Raw genomic sequence first — 14,675 nt, forward strand, 5'->3', positions numbered from 1 at the left:
ATTGTACAAAAAATTAGGACGTTTGTCTAACAGTCTTTTGGTTTTTGAATATGTTAGTAATAAATGCCCAGTTTATTTTTATAGTCCTTTGTATAAGACTGCAGCAGCAGTGATTGTAAATATCTTATGTTTAACCATCAAAGGTAGAATTCCGATAGGATGTTCCATCATTCAAGGAATAAAGGACTACTTTAAACTAGTTTCTTTCATCAAATCAAAAACACGCTATATCCGTTTAGAGATAGCGTGTTTTGAAAAAAATATTTTATTGAATATGGCGGATTCGGTCTTCCCGGCTTGCGATATCTGTCACACGCACTCCGAAATTTTCATCAATAACGACAACTTCCCCGCGTGCTACCAGCTTTTGGTTAACTAAAATATCAACCGGCTCGCCGGCAAGCTTATCCAATTCGATAATGGACCCCTGCGAAAAATGCAGAATATCTTTAATCGATTTCTTTGTCCTGCCCAGCTCAACCGTCACCTCTAATGAAATATCAAGAAGCATGTCGAGATTTTTCGGGTCTGATGTCCCTCGATCCATTTCTTCAAATGGAGAAAAAGCAGCATTTTCGACCCGGCTGGCAGCCGGCTGTTCTTTTGACTCCGAAACAGAAGCGTTCGTTTTTTCCTGCATGGGAGGAGCCGGAGGAACCGGCTCCTCGACGATATGTTCGTCAGCAGAGAGCTCTTCTTCCGGCGTGCCCATTAATTCTTCCACCATTTTTTTAGCAAAAGGAATCGTGACAATCTGCATTAAATAAGAATCAACCAGCGTACCGATTTTCATATGAAACGCAATTTTTACGAGCTTTTTATCTTTAGGTATATGGGATGTTCCTTCTTCATTTCCCACGTCCATTACTTCAATACCGGGCGGGGAAATATCTACTTTTTTGTTAAAAATAGTTGACATTGAAGTAGAAGCAGAGCCCATCATCTGGTTCATCGCTTCCTGCATGGCACTTAAATACATCTCACTTAATACAGCTTCCGGAGATGTTCCGTCATTGCCCATCATTAAATCTGCAATAATCGCCGCATCCGTTGAGTTAATTACCAGTAAGTTGGTTCCTTCAAATCCAGCGGTATAATCTACGTTTACTGCAACATGAGGGACCGGAAACTCCTCATTGAGCTCTGAGCTGTCAATAACGGAAATTTCAGGTGTAGTAATTTCCACTTTTTGGTTTAGCAGCGTAGAAAGAGCGGTCGCCGCACTTCCAAACGAAATGTTCCCTATTTCTCCAAGCGCATCTTTTTCAATGGAATCCAGCGCAGGCAGATCCTCTTCGGCTGGTCCCCCGCCGTTTTCTTCTTCTGCTACTCGTTTTAACAGATTGTTGATCTCGTCCTGGGAAAGCATATCATCACTCATTTGGTTCCTCCTTAATATCTTCTATAATCTGCACGCCGAGCTTTTTTCCACGTCTGCCGGGCTGTGCTTTATACTTGGGCACACCTTCTGTTAATACCGTTAACGGCTCGGTAATTTTCTGATCGAGTTCAATAACGTCTCCTTCATACAGCTGCAGAAATTCTTCAATCGTAATACTAGAATGACCGAGCACCGCCTGCAGCGTAAGAGGAGCGGTTTTTATCTGGTTGGACAGCTTCAGATACTCTTCCTGATTGGTTTCCTTTTTGGCTGTCTGCATCCAGTAATGACCCGAAATATCGGGAAGTATATCCTCCATTACAACGTGGGGAAGGCAGATATTGATCATGCCCGTCGTTTCACCGATAGTCGTCGATAACGAAATCACCACAACCGTTTCGTTGGGAGAGACCATCTGCAGAAACTGCGGATTTACTTCCATTTCTTCTGCTACCGGATCGATTTCCATCACCGATTCCCATGCTCCTTGAAAAGAATCAAGCATCGTCTGGAAAAGCCTCGTCATAATGATTGTTTCGATTTCTGTTAAATTGTCGATTTTATTTACACTGCTGCCATTACCGCCGAGTAGGCGGTCCATCATGGCATAAGCGATATTTGGATTCACTTCCATTAAAAGCCGGCCTGCCATAGGCTGTGCTTCAAATACGTTTAAAAGCGTCATTTTCGGTATGGAAATAATAAATTCATCGTACGGCAGCTGATCCACTGTGGAAACGGAAATCTGCACAAACGTCCGCAGCTGTGCGGAAAGGGTGGTAGTGAGCAGTCTGGCGAAATTTTCGTGAATTCTGGAAAGACTGCGGATCTGATCCTTGGAAAATCGGAGTGCCCGTTTGAAATCATACGTCCGTACTTTTTTTTCATGTTCTTCCTGCTTGAGTTGATCTGCATTCATTTCGCCTGTTGATAATGCAGACATCAGGGCGTCTATCTCTCCCTGGGATAATACATCAGCCACTTGCTCCCCCCTTTATTTCTATTGAATTAAGCGCTGGGTGATGTATACTTTAACCACTTTGCCTTTTGTCATTTCTTTATTTATCGTTTCCTGAAGCGCTTTTTCCATTTCTTTAAGGCCTTCTGTCGTCTGCAGTGATTCCGCAGAACGCGAAGACAAATCCATGATTATTGCGTTTTTCACCTGATAATCTCTTTTTTCCAGCTCTTCTCTTCCTTTTTCTGAATCCAGCTGGATTTTGAATGAGGCTTTAATAAAATGATCATCCGCCAGATTAGTTGTCAATTCTTCGAGTTCCCAGGAGTTTGCAGCCATTTCATCTGCCGATAATACTTCCGCCTCATCCGCCTCTGCCGTTGAACTGGTGTTTTGAATAAAATAAAACGCTCCAGCTCCGATAACGCCCACGGTTACTATAAAAATTAACAGCATACCCATTACTTTTTTGTTATTCACTCAGCTCTCCCTTTCCGGGTTTATAATTGATCCTACCAGCCCCATTTTGCGGTATGCTTCCTCACACAGTGCTTTCACTTCTGTCAGGGATTCTTTCACAAAAATCTTTTTTCCGCTCCACAGCGTAATCGTTGTATCGGGACGGGCTTCCATTTGTTCAATAAAAGGGACATTCAACAAAAACGTATCTCCTGTTAATCTGGTTAATGTAATCATATGTAATATAACAGGCCGGAACCCTGTTTTACCCGGCCTGCTCTCCTTTTCTTAGTATTAACGCTTCAGGCTCATCAGTTCCTGCAGGATTTCGTCTGCCGTTGTAATACCGCGGGTGTTCGCCTGGAAACCACGCTGCGCTACGATCATTTCCGTAAATTCATCCGCCAGGTCCACGTTGGACATTTCCAGCGTCCCGGAGATAACATCTCCCCTGCCGTCAACTCCAGGTATATCCTGAACGCCTGCTCCAGAGTTATCCGTTACTCTGTATGTGCTGCCTCCGGCTTTCTCCAATCCTTCCGGGTTATTGAACGTAGTAAGTACTATTTGGCCGACGTTCTCGTTATCTCCGGCAGCGTTTGTAATATTAACAGCTCCGTCTGTGCTGACGCTGAAGCTTTGTGCATCTGCCGGGATATTAATAGCTCCATCCTCTCCCTGGAGAATCATGCCTTCGGCGTTGACTACCGTGCCGGCTTCATCAAGATAGAAGTTACCTGATCTTGTATACAAATCTTCCTCGCCGTTATTGACCTGGAAAAATCCTTCTCCTGTAACACCAAGGTCAAGCTGGCGGCCTGTATTCTGCAGACTTCCCTGCGTATGAACCGTATCAATGCTTCCCATTTTGGAACCCATACCTATCTGCTTGCCATTAATGCCTCCCTGGCCGCCTGCTGCAGCCTGTGCTCCTCCACCCATCTGCTGGCTGATCATGTCCTGAAACGTCGCTCTTCCTTTTTTAAAACCGAACGTGTTGACGTTGGCGATGTTATTACTTGTTACGTCGAGCTTCTGCTGAAAGTTCTTCATTCCTGCAATACTTGAATACATGGATTTAATCATAATAGTTCCTCCTGGTTTTTTTATAAGTTATTTGACAGCATCAGAATCGTCGGCCTGATGCATGAAGCTTCCTCGTAAGGTCAGGCTTCTTCTTTTACGAACATCGTTCCGTTAATATTGGTGAATACGTGGTTGCTTGCTTCTTTATGGGTCATCGCTGTAATAACCGTATGATTTTCTGCGCTCACGACAAGCGCTGCACGGCTCGTCCATACTACTGAATCTTTGACTCCCTGACGCCGCGCTTCCGACATCTTTTCTTCAATCGCTTTCCATTCCCCTTCCGACACCCGGACGTCCCGCTGCGTGATTCTTTTTTCTGCATGTCTGCTGATTTTCAGCGGTTCGGCCTGCCGGGAATGAAGCAGGTCGGCAAAAGAGGCTTTCCGGCTGTTATCTGTGGGGTGCTTCACCGCCGCGCCTGGATGCGGAAGCCGGTTCCAGTCCTGCTTTCCAATATCCTGAATCATAGGTTGGGATCCTCTCTATAAGGTTGGGGGTTCCGCAGTTCCCTTATCTGCCCTTACCTGTACGAGCTGAGTACTGTCAATCCAGCTGTTGTTGTCAAGTAAATAGCGGATAGCTCCTTTGCTGTCTTTCTGAACGGATGTCACCGTATTTTGATGATCTTTTGTTTTAGCAAGCCCGTTTACTTCATCTTCTTTAGACTGCCATGTAATTTCTTTATTGATCAGCTGGCTGTGCTGAACAAGCGAGCCGCTTTCCTGTGCTTCTGTGAATTTCTGCAGTGACTGATTCATATTTGTCATTTGTTCAAGTGAGGAAAAAGAGGCCATCTGCGCAATGAATTCCTTATCTTCCATTGGATTCATCGGATCCTGATTCTGCAGCTGCGCGATTAGTATTTTTAAAAATTCATCTTTTCCGAGTGCACCGTCTTTTGCGTCTTTTACAGCAACTTTATTATCCTGGGGAAGCAGGTAATTCATATCTACACTATTCATTTTATCCCTACACTTTCTCGTTAAAGAGTATGTCTTCGAGAACATCTGAGAATGCTGATTCTTCAGAGTCCGGTTCAGGCTGGATATGTTTGAGCAGACGGCGCTTTTCTTCCTGCTCCTCTTTTTCTTTCAAGAGGCTCTCCTGCTGTTCCGTAATATCAATACGATCCACCTGCAGCTGCTGGGAAGCGAAACTCTGCCTTAACGAAGGAAGATTCTGCTCCATAATCTCTCTTGCTCCTTTGGAAGAAGCGGTGAGCTGGGCGGTCATGACCCCATCCTTCATTAAAATTTTCATATCAATCCTTCCTAAATGGGCAGGTCTTAATATAAGAGTGAGCTGCTGCGTTCCATTTTTAAATGCCTGAAGCGATGATCTGTTTAATATTTCCTGAAACTGCTTAATAAATTCCTGCTGCCGGCCATTAGCCGTTTTCGCTTCACCCAGCTGTATAAGAACCTGCTGCACCTGCGGGGTTGCTCCTGACTCTACTGCAGATTTTGTTAAAACCTGCTGCAGTTCAGCCCCGCCATCAGTTCTCGAAACTGCAGCTGGACTGATACTCGTTTCCGCCTGTGCCACACCTGGTTTTTCAGGCAGAACAGGTCCGGAACTGCCTGCTTCCGATAAAAGCTGCACGAAGCGGACAGGATCTGTAATCACTTTGTAGCCTTCTGTCGTTTTTCTGTTCGCCTCCACTCCCGGCTCTTTTACAAGAAGCACTGGTGCTTTTACTGTATCTGACAGTTTTTCACCGGCAGCGGTACCTGCGGGTAGACTGCCTTTTAATAACTCAGGCAATCGGCCAGAAATCGGAGATCCATTTTTTAACAGCTCCTGCCCGGATGGAGCGGCTGTTTTCATCGTTGCGTCGTTCAGGGCGGTTTTTAATACATCTAATTCTGAAGCCAGTCTGGATAATGCTTTTTTTACAACAGCAGGCTCTGCCCGGCTGCGACGGCTTTTTCCAGATTGGATACTGCTTTTTCCAATGCCGGTGTGATCAACGCAGCTTCTTTTAGGAGAGACTGGTTTTTGAGTGCAGGAAGCTCTTTGGCCATCTGCTCTACCATCTGCCGGCCTTGCGGTTCTGCCTTTGTTGTTTGATCTGCCGCTGCAGTTTCACTCTGTTGATGCAGAGTATGAATCTGTTGCAGAAGAGCGGCCTCCGGATGGGATGAAGCAGTTTCCACTGCACTGTTTCGAATCACAAGAGCAGTGACAGCTGAAATGACAAGTTCCGGCCTTACCTTACTGTTGTTTTCCAAAGCATCCGCCGCGTCGTATACGGCTGCTTCCTGCCTTTGCAGCGCTTCGACATCTGTTTGCTGCCAATCCACCTCAGCGCCCTGCTCCTGAACGTCCTGTTGTTCAAAAAAAACATGCAGTTCGTTTTCCAGAGAAAGAATCGTACGTTTGGAAAAGCTTGTTTACTTGTTCAGCAATTTCTTCGGGCGATAACCCGGACTGTGAAGAAGAGAGTTCTTCCAATTTCGCTTGCAGCTCCTCGGCGGCGGGTGATGAGGCCGATGCTTCTGTAGTTGCAGAAAAGGCTTTTTTCAGCGTCTTTATAATATGACCTAATGACGCTTCTGCTTCTATCCTGCTCTCCGGGGCATCTTTTCCCGGCTCGTTACCGCTCTCCTGCTGCATTTCATTATAATTTCTGCCCGCTTTACCTAGAACATCGAGGAAACCCGCATTGTTTCCTTTAGCCTGGTTCTGGGCCCCCGCCGGTTTAACCCCGGAAAGGCTTAATATCTGCTGAATAGCCTGCACTAGTTCACCTCCTTTCTTAGTAATACAGGAGTGTCATCCGGTTTCTGCGGCAGGTTCTGCAAATGCTCCCATAATTACCGCTGCTTTCTCCACTTCCATTTTTTCCAATATAGCGGACCGGTTTTCTGTATTCATTTCCTGCATGTGGCGGATGGCTTCGGCGTCGTCCAATTCATTTAGTATAGCTGCTGCATTTTTTGCGGACATTTCTTCATACATGGAAGCAAGTTCCGCCAGTTCAGGGTTGGGTTCGATTTCTTCTTCTTCCCGCATCTGCTTCTTGCCCCGCTGCGTCCACTTCCTCCTGCATCGAAAGCAGCTCTTCATCCTTTTCAACGAGTTCCTGCTCCATTGCCTGTATTTCCTCTTCAAGCAGGGCGATCGTCTCTTCATTTTCCGGTGATGCTCCAACTTCCTGCTCCGGTTCATCTTCCACGAGGGCGGAGATGCCCGGTATGCTGGCAGCCGCATTTTTACTCATTTCCGCAAGCGGTACGCCCATCATCGACAAAATGACGACGCCGATAATGATCGCAAAAGTGACCGGTACGAGTACAATCAACACAAACCACTGCACCATACCGCCTTTTTTTTCTTTCTCTTTTTCATCAATGGATGGTTTTTTCGTTTTCGCCATCGTTTAATTCCCGTTAAAAACAAAGGCCCGTGCAGAAAGTTCGTCCATTAATTTTGCATCGGTTTGTTTTGTAAGCTTTGTTTCTTCTTCTTTCTTTTTTTCCAGAAGTTTTTCATATTTTTTAAACTCCTGGAAGGAAACCGTCAGTTCTTCTTTAGCGGTATCCATTTTGGAACGCGCTTTGTTTGTTTCTACTGTTAATGTATGTATGTCCTGATGTATAAATTTCATTACTTTTCCATGGTGCTGTAAATGCAGAACCGGTACCCCTGCTCTTAGAGCTTCGGTGTCTTTACCTTCCTGCTCTTCTTTCTTTCGGAGAAGTTCGTACAATTTTGTAGCCGTTTCTTCAAAAAAAGTAAGCGCCTGCTGATATTCCTTCGTTTTTACCTGTTTTTCCTGTTCGTGCCACTTCAGCATTTTTTCAAAAACATCTCTTGTTTTACTCATGGCCGCTCTCCTTCACCAAAATCTTTTAATAACTGCTCCTCTGCTTCTAACAGGGTAAAGCGCTCTGTTTCTTCCTGCTGAACGAACTGTAATGTCAGCTCCCGCATGGAAACAGCTTCATCAATTTTCTGCGAAGAACCTCTTTTATAGGCACCGATCTGGATTAAATCTTCTGCTTCTGTATAGGTGGCCAGCATTTCCCTCAGCCTTCTGGCAGCTTTTGCATGATCCGTTGAAACGACTTCATTCATCACACGGCTGACGCTTTTTAAGACGTTAATAGATGGATAATGAGCTTTATCGGCAAGGCTGCGGTCCAGCACAAAGTGTCCATCCAGAATACCCCGCACCGCATCTGCTATCGGTTCATTAAAATCGTCCCCATCCACGAGCACTGTGTAAAAAGCGGTAATAGATCCGGCACTGCTTGTTCCCGATCGTTCCAAAAGACTGGGCAGCATAGCGAAAACAGAAGGAGTATATCCTTTCGTTGTAGGTGGTTCCCCGACGGCAAGTCCTATTTCACGCTGAGCCATGGCAAAGCGGGTAACAGAATCCATCATCAAGTTCACTTTTTTGCCCTGGTCCCTGAAATATTCGGCAACGGCGGTGGCTGTCATTGCACCTTTTATTCTCATTAGGGCGGTCTGGTCTGATGTAGCAGCCACTACAATAGATTTTTTCATTCCTTCTTCCCCAAGATCTCTTTCAATAAAATCCTTTACTTCGCGCCCCCGCTCCCCGATGAGCGCAATTACGTTAATATCAGCTTCGGAATAACGGGTAATCATGGACAGCAGGGTACTTTTTCCTACCCCGCTTCCGGCAAAAATCCCTACACGCTGGCCTTCTCCTACCGTAAGCAGCCCGTCTATTACTTTAATGCCAAGCGACATCGGCGCTTTTATCCGGGGTCTTGATAATGGATTAGGCGGTTCTTTGGACGTATTTACTTTAAGCAGCCCGGAAGGAAGAGGCCTGCCGTCCATAGGCTGTCCCATGCCGTCAATCACTCTGCCTATCAGGCCGGCGCCTGCCGATATCTGCAGCGGTTTTCGTGTTGTTTCCACCAGGCTGCCCGGGCTGATATCCGTTCCTTTTTTTAAGGGCATCAACAGCACATTTTCTTCTTTAAAACCAACAACTTCTGCTGTAATTGGCGTCGAGTGATCAGAATGGTGAATATAGCAGAGGTCTCCTATGGACGTTTTTGGCCCTTTTGACTCAATGGTTAATCCCACAACCTTCGTTACTTTTCCATAACGAATGTAAGGACTCACTTTCTCGATGCTAGGAAGCAGTTGAATGGCTTTCATCAGCAGTCCCTTCTTCCAGCAGGTGCTCGAGCTGCTGCTTTATTTCCGCAAATTGAGTGTCAAGAGACGCATTCACCCTTCCAAATGGCGTTTCTATGTAACACTGATTTTGTTCAAGCTGATGACTAGGTACAATCCAGAGCTGCTGATTTTGATACAGTACCGCTTCTATTTCATCTTTACGATCAACGGTAATATCATATTGATCGGGCGCCACATAAATAGTTATTTCTTTTTCTTCTTCACTTCATTAAGTGCCTGTTTTACCAGATCCACCCAGAGTGTTTCATCCTGAAGAACGGATTTTCCAAGCATTCGTTCTGCTACCGCCATAGCCAGTTTCAAAATCGTCCCTTCAGATGCTTCCAGGTAGGCTTCTTTTTCCACCCGGGAAGACTGTACTACCCGGCCTGCTTTGTTTATTTCCTCTGCCCAGCTTTTTCTTCCGGTCTCATAACCTTCTGCGAAGCCTTCCGCAGTACCGGCCTGTTTTGCGTCTTCATACGCCTGCTGAATTCCTGCTTTCGAATCCTCTTCTTCCCGGCTTATTTGAAAGCGGGCCTGTTCGAGCTCCCATTCTGCCTGCTCCAGCTTAGCGCGGGCATCCGCTTCAACCTGCCGCGCCCGGATTCTTGTCCGGTGAATTTCCGGAAGTACAGAAGAACCCTGGGTTGTTTGTTTTTCCGGAATAAAGGAGGCGTGAATAGCTATAGAGCGTTCAGAAGCCTCGTAAAGCGCATGTGTTTCTTTAATTACTCTAGACAACGATATCGTCCCCTCCCCCTCTTGTAATAACAATTTCCCCATTCTCTTCCAGGCGGCGCACGGTATTAACGATACGCGTCTGGGCTTCTTCCACACTTTTAACCCGTACAGGTCCCATATACTCCATCTCTTCTTTGAATGATTCGGCCATCCGATCGGACATATTCTGGAAAATAATAGCTTTTACTTCTTCACTGGCTACTTTCAGGCTGAGCTGCAGGTCTTCGTTTTCCACATCCCGGATTACGCGCTGAATCGAGCGTTTGTCCAGGGTAACAATATCTTCAAATACGAACATCCGCTTTTTGATCTCTTCAGCCAGTTCAGAATCCTCCGCTTCCAAGGCCTCCAATATGGTCCGCTCGGTGGCTCTGTCTACGCTGTTTAATACTTCAACAACCGACTCAATACCTCCGGCTTCGGTATAGTCCTGGGTCACCGTTGCCGAGAGCTTCTGTTCCAGAATATGCTCCACCTGGCTGACGATTTCTGGCGATGTGCTGTCCATGGTAGCGATGCGTTTTGCTACATCCGCCTGCAGTTTTTCAGGAAGAGCGGACAAAACCTGCCCTGCCTGCTCTGACTGCAGATACGAAAGAATAAGCGCAATCGTCTGAGGATGTTCATTTTGAATAAAGTTAAGAATTTGTCCCGCATCCGCTTTCCTGGCAAAATCAAATGGCTTTACATGCAGCGTGGACGTGAGTCTTTCAATCATTTTCATGGCATGGTCTTCTCCGAGTGCTTTTTCAAGCACATTCTTCGCATAGCCGATGCCGCCCTGGGTAATGTATTCCTGGGCCATGGCAATGTGATGAAATTCGTCCATAATCGTATCTTTCACATCATTTTCCACTCTGCGTACGTTGGCAATTTCCAATGTTAATTTTTCAATTTCCTGCTCCGTCAAATGTTTATATACTCCCGCGCTGACATCAGGGCCCATGGAGATAAGAAGAATAGCGGCTTTTTGTCTGCCGTTTAGTTTATCTTTTGTTTTTGCCACTGCTCTGCCCCCTCTCTTTTAGTCATCTGAAAGCCACGTTCTTAAAAGTTTTGTGAATTCATCCGGATTTTCCTTAGCCAGTTTTTCCAGCTGCTTTCTTTTAGCCGTTTCCGGCGACTCCTGCGGTTCTTGCAACGGCAGGACTGGATCAGGTACTGCTGACGCTTCCAGCTCATCAATATCTTCTTCTTCATCTGCTTTTCTGCGTCGGATAAGAATGATGACCAGAACAATTACTGCAGCGGCAAGAACGCCTCCTACTGCATAAGCCCACCATGGAAGACCGTTTCCGGCTTCTTCGGTTTCTACTTTTCCATTAAACGCCTGAGAAGAAACAAAAATTTTATCTTCAATGTCTCCGGCATTTTCTTCGTTTAAAAATTCTTCATCAATACTGGTGCTTACCGCCGTTGTAAGAATGTCTTCGATATCGGTAATGCTTTCAGCCGGCAGCGAGTTGGGATCTTCCGGATCCGGCGGCTCCACCATCACCTGAATGCCCAGATCTCTTATTTTATATGGACTTTCTGCAATTTCTTTGTGGATACGGTTTACTTCTGTATTAATTCTTTCTTCTGTCCGTTCGGAATCTCCGGCTGCACCGTAGGCTCCGGCAGGATAGTTAGCTATATCCTCTTCTCCGGCTCCAACAACACCGCCTTCTTCCACATCTGCTCCTTCAAAGGTTTCGGTTATTCGTTCTGCACTCACTTCCAGCCCTTCCATGTTTTCTTCATCTACAGGCTCTACAAGCGCTTCTTCCCGGTTCTCCTGAGTAAAGTCAATGTCTGTGGTAACAGAAACAACTACTTTATCATTGCCCATCATCGTGCCGAGCATTTGGTGCAGCTGCTGCTGAAGGTCTTTTTCTATTTGCTTTTGAATTTCATTTTGTTCTTCAAAAGCACTCATCGTGCCGCCTGATCCGCCGCCGTCGTAATCGAACTGCTCTGAATTCTGGTTCATGATAACGACGTTTTCGACCGGCAGGTTGGGTACACTTTTCGATACAAGGTGGTAGAGTGCTTTAATCTCGGACTCCTCGAGGGTTTCACTTCCCATTTCCACCACGATAGAAGCGGTTGCTGTACCGGCTTCGTCAGCAAGCCATGTTGATTCTTCCGGAAGGGTGATCATCACGCTTGCCGCCTGCACGCCGTTAATATTTTCAATAAGCCCCTGCAGCTCCGTCTGCATCGCAGCGCGCTCCATAACAGAGAACTCATTATCGGTCATGCCAAAACCCATCTGATCTTCGATAAACGTATAATCGATCGCTCCGCTTTCGGGGATGCCTTCTGATGCCAGCTCTACTTTAAGCGCATCCGCCTGTTCTTTCGGAACGCTTATACTTGTTCCATCATTTGTAATCTCTGACTTTACGCCCTTGCTGTCCAGACTTTCTTTAATCTGCCCTGCTTCCGCGGCTGGAAGATCCGAATACAAGGTCACGTAATTGGTTCTCATCGTGAAGAATAGCAGTAAAAAGAAAAATAGAATAATAGCAAGAAGTCCGCTTATTAACATCACATGCTGCTTTTTTGTTTTAGCAGACCAGTACTCTTTCCATTTCGCTCTTAATGTTGAAAATTGTTCCTTCATAGCTCCCCCAGCTCTCGCCCTGCTTTCTTACACCTGCATGCGCATAATTTCTTGATAAGCTTCAATCACTTTATTTCTTACTTCTACCGTGGTCTGCAGCATAACGCTTGATTTCTCCGCTGCCACCATAACTTCATGCAGGTTATCTGTTTCTCCTGTTGCAAGTTTTGTTGTCATTTCATCCGAATGAAGAGACGCTTTATTCACGTTTGTTACAGCATCATTTAAAACATCTTTAAACGAATTCATTGCTTCTGCCGGAGTATTTTCAGCCGGTTTCTGCTGAAGAGCGCCTGAAGCACTGTTAGGCATAACAGATTCTATATTCATTTTCTGCCTCTTTTCTATTAATTTCTGCCAATCTCAAGTGCTTTGAGCATCATATTCTTTGTGGCATTCATTGTTGTAACGTTTGCTTCATAAGACCTTGTTGCTCCCATCATATTAACCATCTCTTTTAATGGATCTACGTTTGGCAGCTGTACATAGCCTTCCTCATTGGCTTCCGGATGTTCAGGCTGGTACACTTCCCGAAAAGGCGTCGTGTCATCCTGGATCGTACGCACATTCACGCCGCCCTGATCGGTACTGCCTTTCTTCATCGCCTGTGAAAGATGGGAAGAAAAGTTTTCCTGTGGTTCGAAAGCCACCATCTTTCTTCTGTAAGGCTCCCATTCCCCATCCACCAGCGTACCTCTTGTGGAATCGGCATTTGCCACGTTAGCGGAAGTAACATCCATGCGGAGCCGCTGCGCAGTAAGAGCGCTTGCGGATGTATTAATACCGTCAAATAATGCCATTTATTAAGATCCCCCTCGTACAGCTGTTTTCAGGCTGCCCAATTTCCCGCTGAGACGGTCGGTCACAGCATTAAAGTAAAGCTGGTTTTTAGCCAGCTCGGACATTTCTTTATCAATATCAACGCCGTTCCCATTTGCATGATACATTTCCTGGGTCTTTTCGTTTATGTATGAATCTTTATTCCCACTACTAAAGTTTATGTGCTTTGCATTCGTTTTGGGCCTGAAGACCCTGCTCTGCAGATGCTTCTTCCAGACTCTGCTTAAAGGAAGCTCTTCTTTCTTTATACCCTGGTGTATCAGCATTTGCTATGTTTTGCGAAATGGCTTTTTGTTCGTTGGCTGCCCCTGATAATCCGCGTTCCAGCTGTTGAATAGTTGTGGAATCAAATAATCCCATACTTTTTCCTCCTATTTTATTTTATTAGTATGTTTATATACCAAGACATTTTGACAGTATTTATTCCAATAAATTACATTTAACTAGCTTAACTATTAAAATTGTATAAAAAAATAGGACGTTTGTCTAATAGAGTTTGTATAATTCATAAAGTCACTAATAAATACCCAGTTTAAATAAATAGTCCTATTCACCATCCTTTTGCACTGCTTTCTATATAAGCTGGTTTCTCATAAAAAAAACCCCGCCTTATTCAGGCGGGGAAGCATTGTATTAATTACTCGATTTAATTTTATCCAGCTCTACTAAAAATTTATCATTAAGCACTTTAATATATGTGCCTTTCATGCCAAGGGATCTTGATTCAATCACTCCTGCACTTTCCAGCTTTCTCAGTGCGTTCACGATTACAGATCTTGTAATGCCGACGCGGTCTGCAATTTTACTGGCTACGAGCAGTCCTTCTTTACCGTCCAGCTCTTCAAAAATATGCTCTACGGCTTCTAATTCACTGTATGACAAGGAGCTGATAGCCATCTGCACAACAGCTTTGCTTCTGGCTTCTTCTTCAATTTCCTGGGTTTTCTCATGAAGAATTTCCATTCCTACTACGGTTGCCCCGTATTCAGCAAGGATCAGGTCATCATCATTAAATGATTCATTCAGTCTCGCCAGCACGAGCGTGCCCAGGCGCTGTCCGCCTCCGGTAATTGGCACTACCGTCGTAAGACCGGATTTAAACAGGTCTTTATTCTCCACAGGAAAAGCGGTATATTCACTGTTCACATCAAGATTTGACGATGTTTCTTCAAGCTTGAAAAGGCCGGTCGTGTATTCTTCCGGGAATTGTCTTTCTTCGAGCATTTTTTTCATGCGTTCATTTTCAATTTCCTGCTTTATAGAAAAACCAAGCAGCTTTCCACGCCGGCTCACCACAAACACGTTGGCACCGATAACTTCCTGCAGGGTTTCTGCCATGTCTTTAAAATTCACATGGTCTCCTGTTGTTTTTTGCAGCATTTCATTAATTTTCCTGCTTTTTGATAGTAAATCCATTGATGCATCCTCCT

At 45.2% G+C, this 14,675-nt stretch carries 23 protein-coding genes; all 23 read right to left on the bottom strand.

From position 1 onward, the window contains the following. Positions 1–265: 265 nt before the first annotated feature. Entirely contained in the window at positions 266–1,381 is a 1,116-nt protein-coding gene (gene fliY, locus MMY81_RS14540; RefSeq protein WP_252313468.1) for a flagellar motor switch phosphatase FliY, read from the bottom strand. Then, positions 1,374–2,363 (bottom strand): flagellar motor switch protein FliM, encoded by a 990-nt coding sequence (gene fliM / locus MMY81_RS14545; RefSeq protein WP_252313469.1) that lies wholly within the window; start codon positions 2,361–2,363, stop codon positions 1,374–1,376. Before fliM ends, fliY begins: the two co-directional genes overlap by 8 nt. A gap of 18 nt (positions 2,364–2,381) precedes the next feature. Then, positions 2,382–2,819 carry a flagellar basal body-associated protein FliL gene (fliL, locus tag MMY81_RS14550; protein WP_252313470.1) on the bottom strand — a complete coding sequence of 146 codons (438 nt, stop codon included), beginning with the start codon at positions 2,817–2,819 and terminating at the stop codon, positions 2,382–2,384. After that, positions 2,820–3,035, bottom strand: a complete 216-nt coding sequence (locus MMY81_RS14555) for a flagellar FlbD family protein (RefSeq protein ID WP_120192248.1) — start codon at positions 3,033–3,035, stop codon at positions 2,820–2,822. It abuts the gene before it with no gap. Between the two features lie 57 nt (positions 3,036–3,092). Next, the gene (gene flgG / locus MMY81_RS14560) at positions 3,093–3,884 is read right to left on the bottom strand and encodes a flagellar basal body rod protein FlgG (RefSeq protein WP_252313471.1); all 792 of its coding nucleotides are present in this window, start codon (positions 3,882–3,884) and stop codon (positions 3,093–3,095) included. 80 nt (positions 3,885–3,964) lie between these two features. Then, positions 3,965–4,354 carry a TIGR02530 family flagellar biosynthesis protein gene (locus tag MMY81_RS14565; protein WP_252313472.1) on the bottom strand — a complete coding sequence of 130 codons (390 nt, stop codon included), beginning with the start codon at positions 4,352–4,354 and terminating at the stop codon, positions 3,965–3,967. A 15-nt stretch (positions 4,355–4,369) separates the two neighbouring features. Next, positions 4,370–4,849: a flagellar hook assembly protein FlgD gene (flgD, locus tag MMY81_RS14570; protein ID WP_252313473.1), complete on the bottom strand. Its 480-nt coding sequence runs from the start codon at positions 4,847–4,849 to the stop codon at positions 4,370–4,372. A 7-nt stretch (positions 4,850–4,856) separates the two neighbouring features. Continuing rightward, the gene (locus MMY81_RS14575; protein ID WP_252313474.1) at positions 4,857–5,714 is read right to left on the bottom strand and encodes a flagellar hook-length control protein FliK; all 858 of its coding nucleotides are present in this window, start codon (positions 5,712–5,714) and stop codon (positions 4,857–4,859) included. Between the two features lie 65 nt (positions 5,715–5,779). Then, positions 5,780–6,190, bottom strand: coding sequence for a hypothetical protein (locus MMY81_RS14580; protein WP_252313475.1), 411 nt, complete (start codon positions 6,188–6,190; stop codon positions 5,780–5,782). Between the two features lie 31 nt (positions 6,191–6,221). After that, on the bottom strand, positions 6,222–6,629 hold the full coding sequence (locus tag MMY81_RS14585; protein ID WP_252313476.1) for a hypothetical protein: 408 nt from the start codon (positions 6,627–6,629) through the stop codon (positions 6,222–6,224). Between the two features lie 33 nt (positions 6,630–6,662). Further along, positions 6,663–6,902: a magnesium transporter MgtE N-terminal domain-containing protein gene (locus MMY81_RS14590; RefSeq protein WP_252313477.1), complete on the bottom strand. Its 240-nt coding sequence runs from the start codon at positions 6,900–6,902 to the stop codon at positions 6,663–6,665. Further along, entirely contained in the window at positions 6,868–7,266 is a 399-nt protein-coding gene (locus MMY81_RS14595) for a hypothetical protein (protein WP_252313478.1), read from the bottom strand. The genes MMY81_RS14590 and MMY81_RS14595 overlap by 35 nt, the downstream gene beginning before the upstream one ends. 3 nt (positions 7,267–7,269) lie before the next feature. Beyond that, complete coding sequence (gene fliJ, locus MMY81_RS14600) at positions 7,270–7,716, bottom strand: flagellar export protein FliJ (protein WP_120192254.1); 447 nt, start codon at positions 7,714–7,716, stop codon at positions 7,270–7,272. Further along, entirely contained in the window at positions 7,713–9,032 is a 1,320-nt protein-coding gene (gene fliI / locus MMY81_RS14605) for a flagellar protein export ATPase FliI (protein WP_252313479.1), read from the bottom strand. The genes fliJ and fliI overlap by 4 nt, the downstream gene beginning before the upstream one ends. After that, positions 9,007–9,249, bottom strand: a complete 243-nt coding sequence (locus tag MMY81_RS14610) for a flagellar assembly protein FliH (RefSeq protein ID WP_252313480.1) — start codon at positions 9,247–9,249, stop codon at positions 9,007–9,009. The genes fliI and MMY81_RS14610 overlap by 26 nt, the downstream gene beginning before the upstream one ends. Positions 9,250–9,257: 8 nt before the next feature. After that, positions 9,258–9,797: a flagellar assembly protein FliH gene (locus MMY81_RS14615; protein ID WP_252313481.1), complete on the bottom strand. Its 540-nt coding sequence runs from the start codon at positions 9,795–9,797 to the stop codon at positions 9,258–9,260. After that, the gene (fliG, locus tag MMY81_RS14620; protein ID WP_252313482.1) at positions 9,790–10,803 is read right to left on the bottom strand and encodes a flagellar motor switch protein FliG; all 1,014 of its coding nucleotides are present in this window, start codon (positions 10,801–10,803) and stop codon (positions 9,790–9,792) included. The genes MMY81_RS14615 and fliG overlap by 8 nt, the downstream gene beginning before the upstream one ends. 18 nt (positions 10,804–10,821) lie before the next feature. Beyond that, a complete protein-coding gene (gene fliF / locus MMY81_RS14625; RefSeq protein WP_252313483.1) occupies positions 10,822–12,405 on the bottom strand; it encodes a flagellar basal-body MS-ring/collar protein FliF in 1,584 nt (527 codons plus the stop codon). A 27-nt stretch (positions 12,406–12,432) separates the two neighbouring features. Then, entirely contained in the window at positions 12,433–12,735 is a 303-nt protein-coding gene (gene fliE / locus MMY81_RS14630) for a flagellar hook-basal body complex protein FliE (protein WP_120192259.1), read from the bottom strand. 17 nt (positions 12,736–12,752) lie between these two features. Next, positions 12,753–13,205, bottom strand: a complete 453-nt coding sequence (gene flgC / locus MMY81_RS14635) for a flagellar basal body rod protein FlgC (RefSeq protein ID WP_252313484.1) — start codon at positions 13,203–13,205, stop codon at positions 12,753–12,755. Between the two features lie 3 nt (positions 13,206–13,208). After that, complete coding sequence (locus MMY81_RS14640) at positions 13,209–13,352, bottom strand: flagellar basal body rod protein FlgB (RefSeq protein ID WP_252313485.1); 144 nt, start codon at positions 13,350–13,352, stop codon at positions 13,209–13,211. A 43-nt stretch (positions 13,353–13,395) separates the two neighbouring features. After that, on the bottom strand, positions 13,396–13,605 hold the full coding sequence (locus tag MMY81_RS14645; RefSeq protein WP_252313486.1) for a flagellar basal body rod protein FlgB: 210 nt from the start codon (positions 13,603–13,605) through the stop codon (positions 13,396–13,398). Between the two features lie 273 nt (positions 13,606–13,878). Beyond that, on the bottom strand, positions 13,879–14,661 hold the full coding sequence (gene codY, locus MMY81_RS14650; protein WP_120192262.1) for a GTP-sensing pleiotropic transcriptional regulator CodY: 783 nt from the start codon (positions 14,659–14,661) through the stop codon (positions 13,879–13,881). Positions 14,662–14,675: the final 14 nt, after the last annotated feature.

It is taken from the genome of Sinobaca sp. H24 (genome assembly GCF_023845525.1).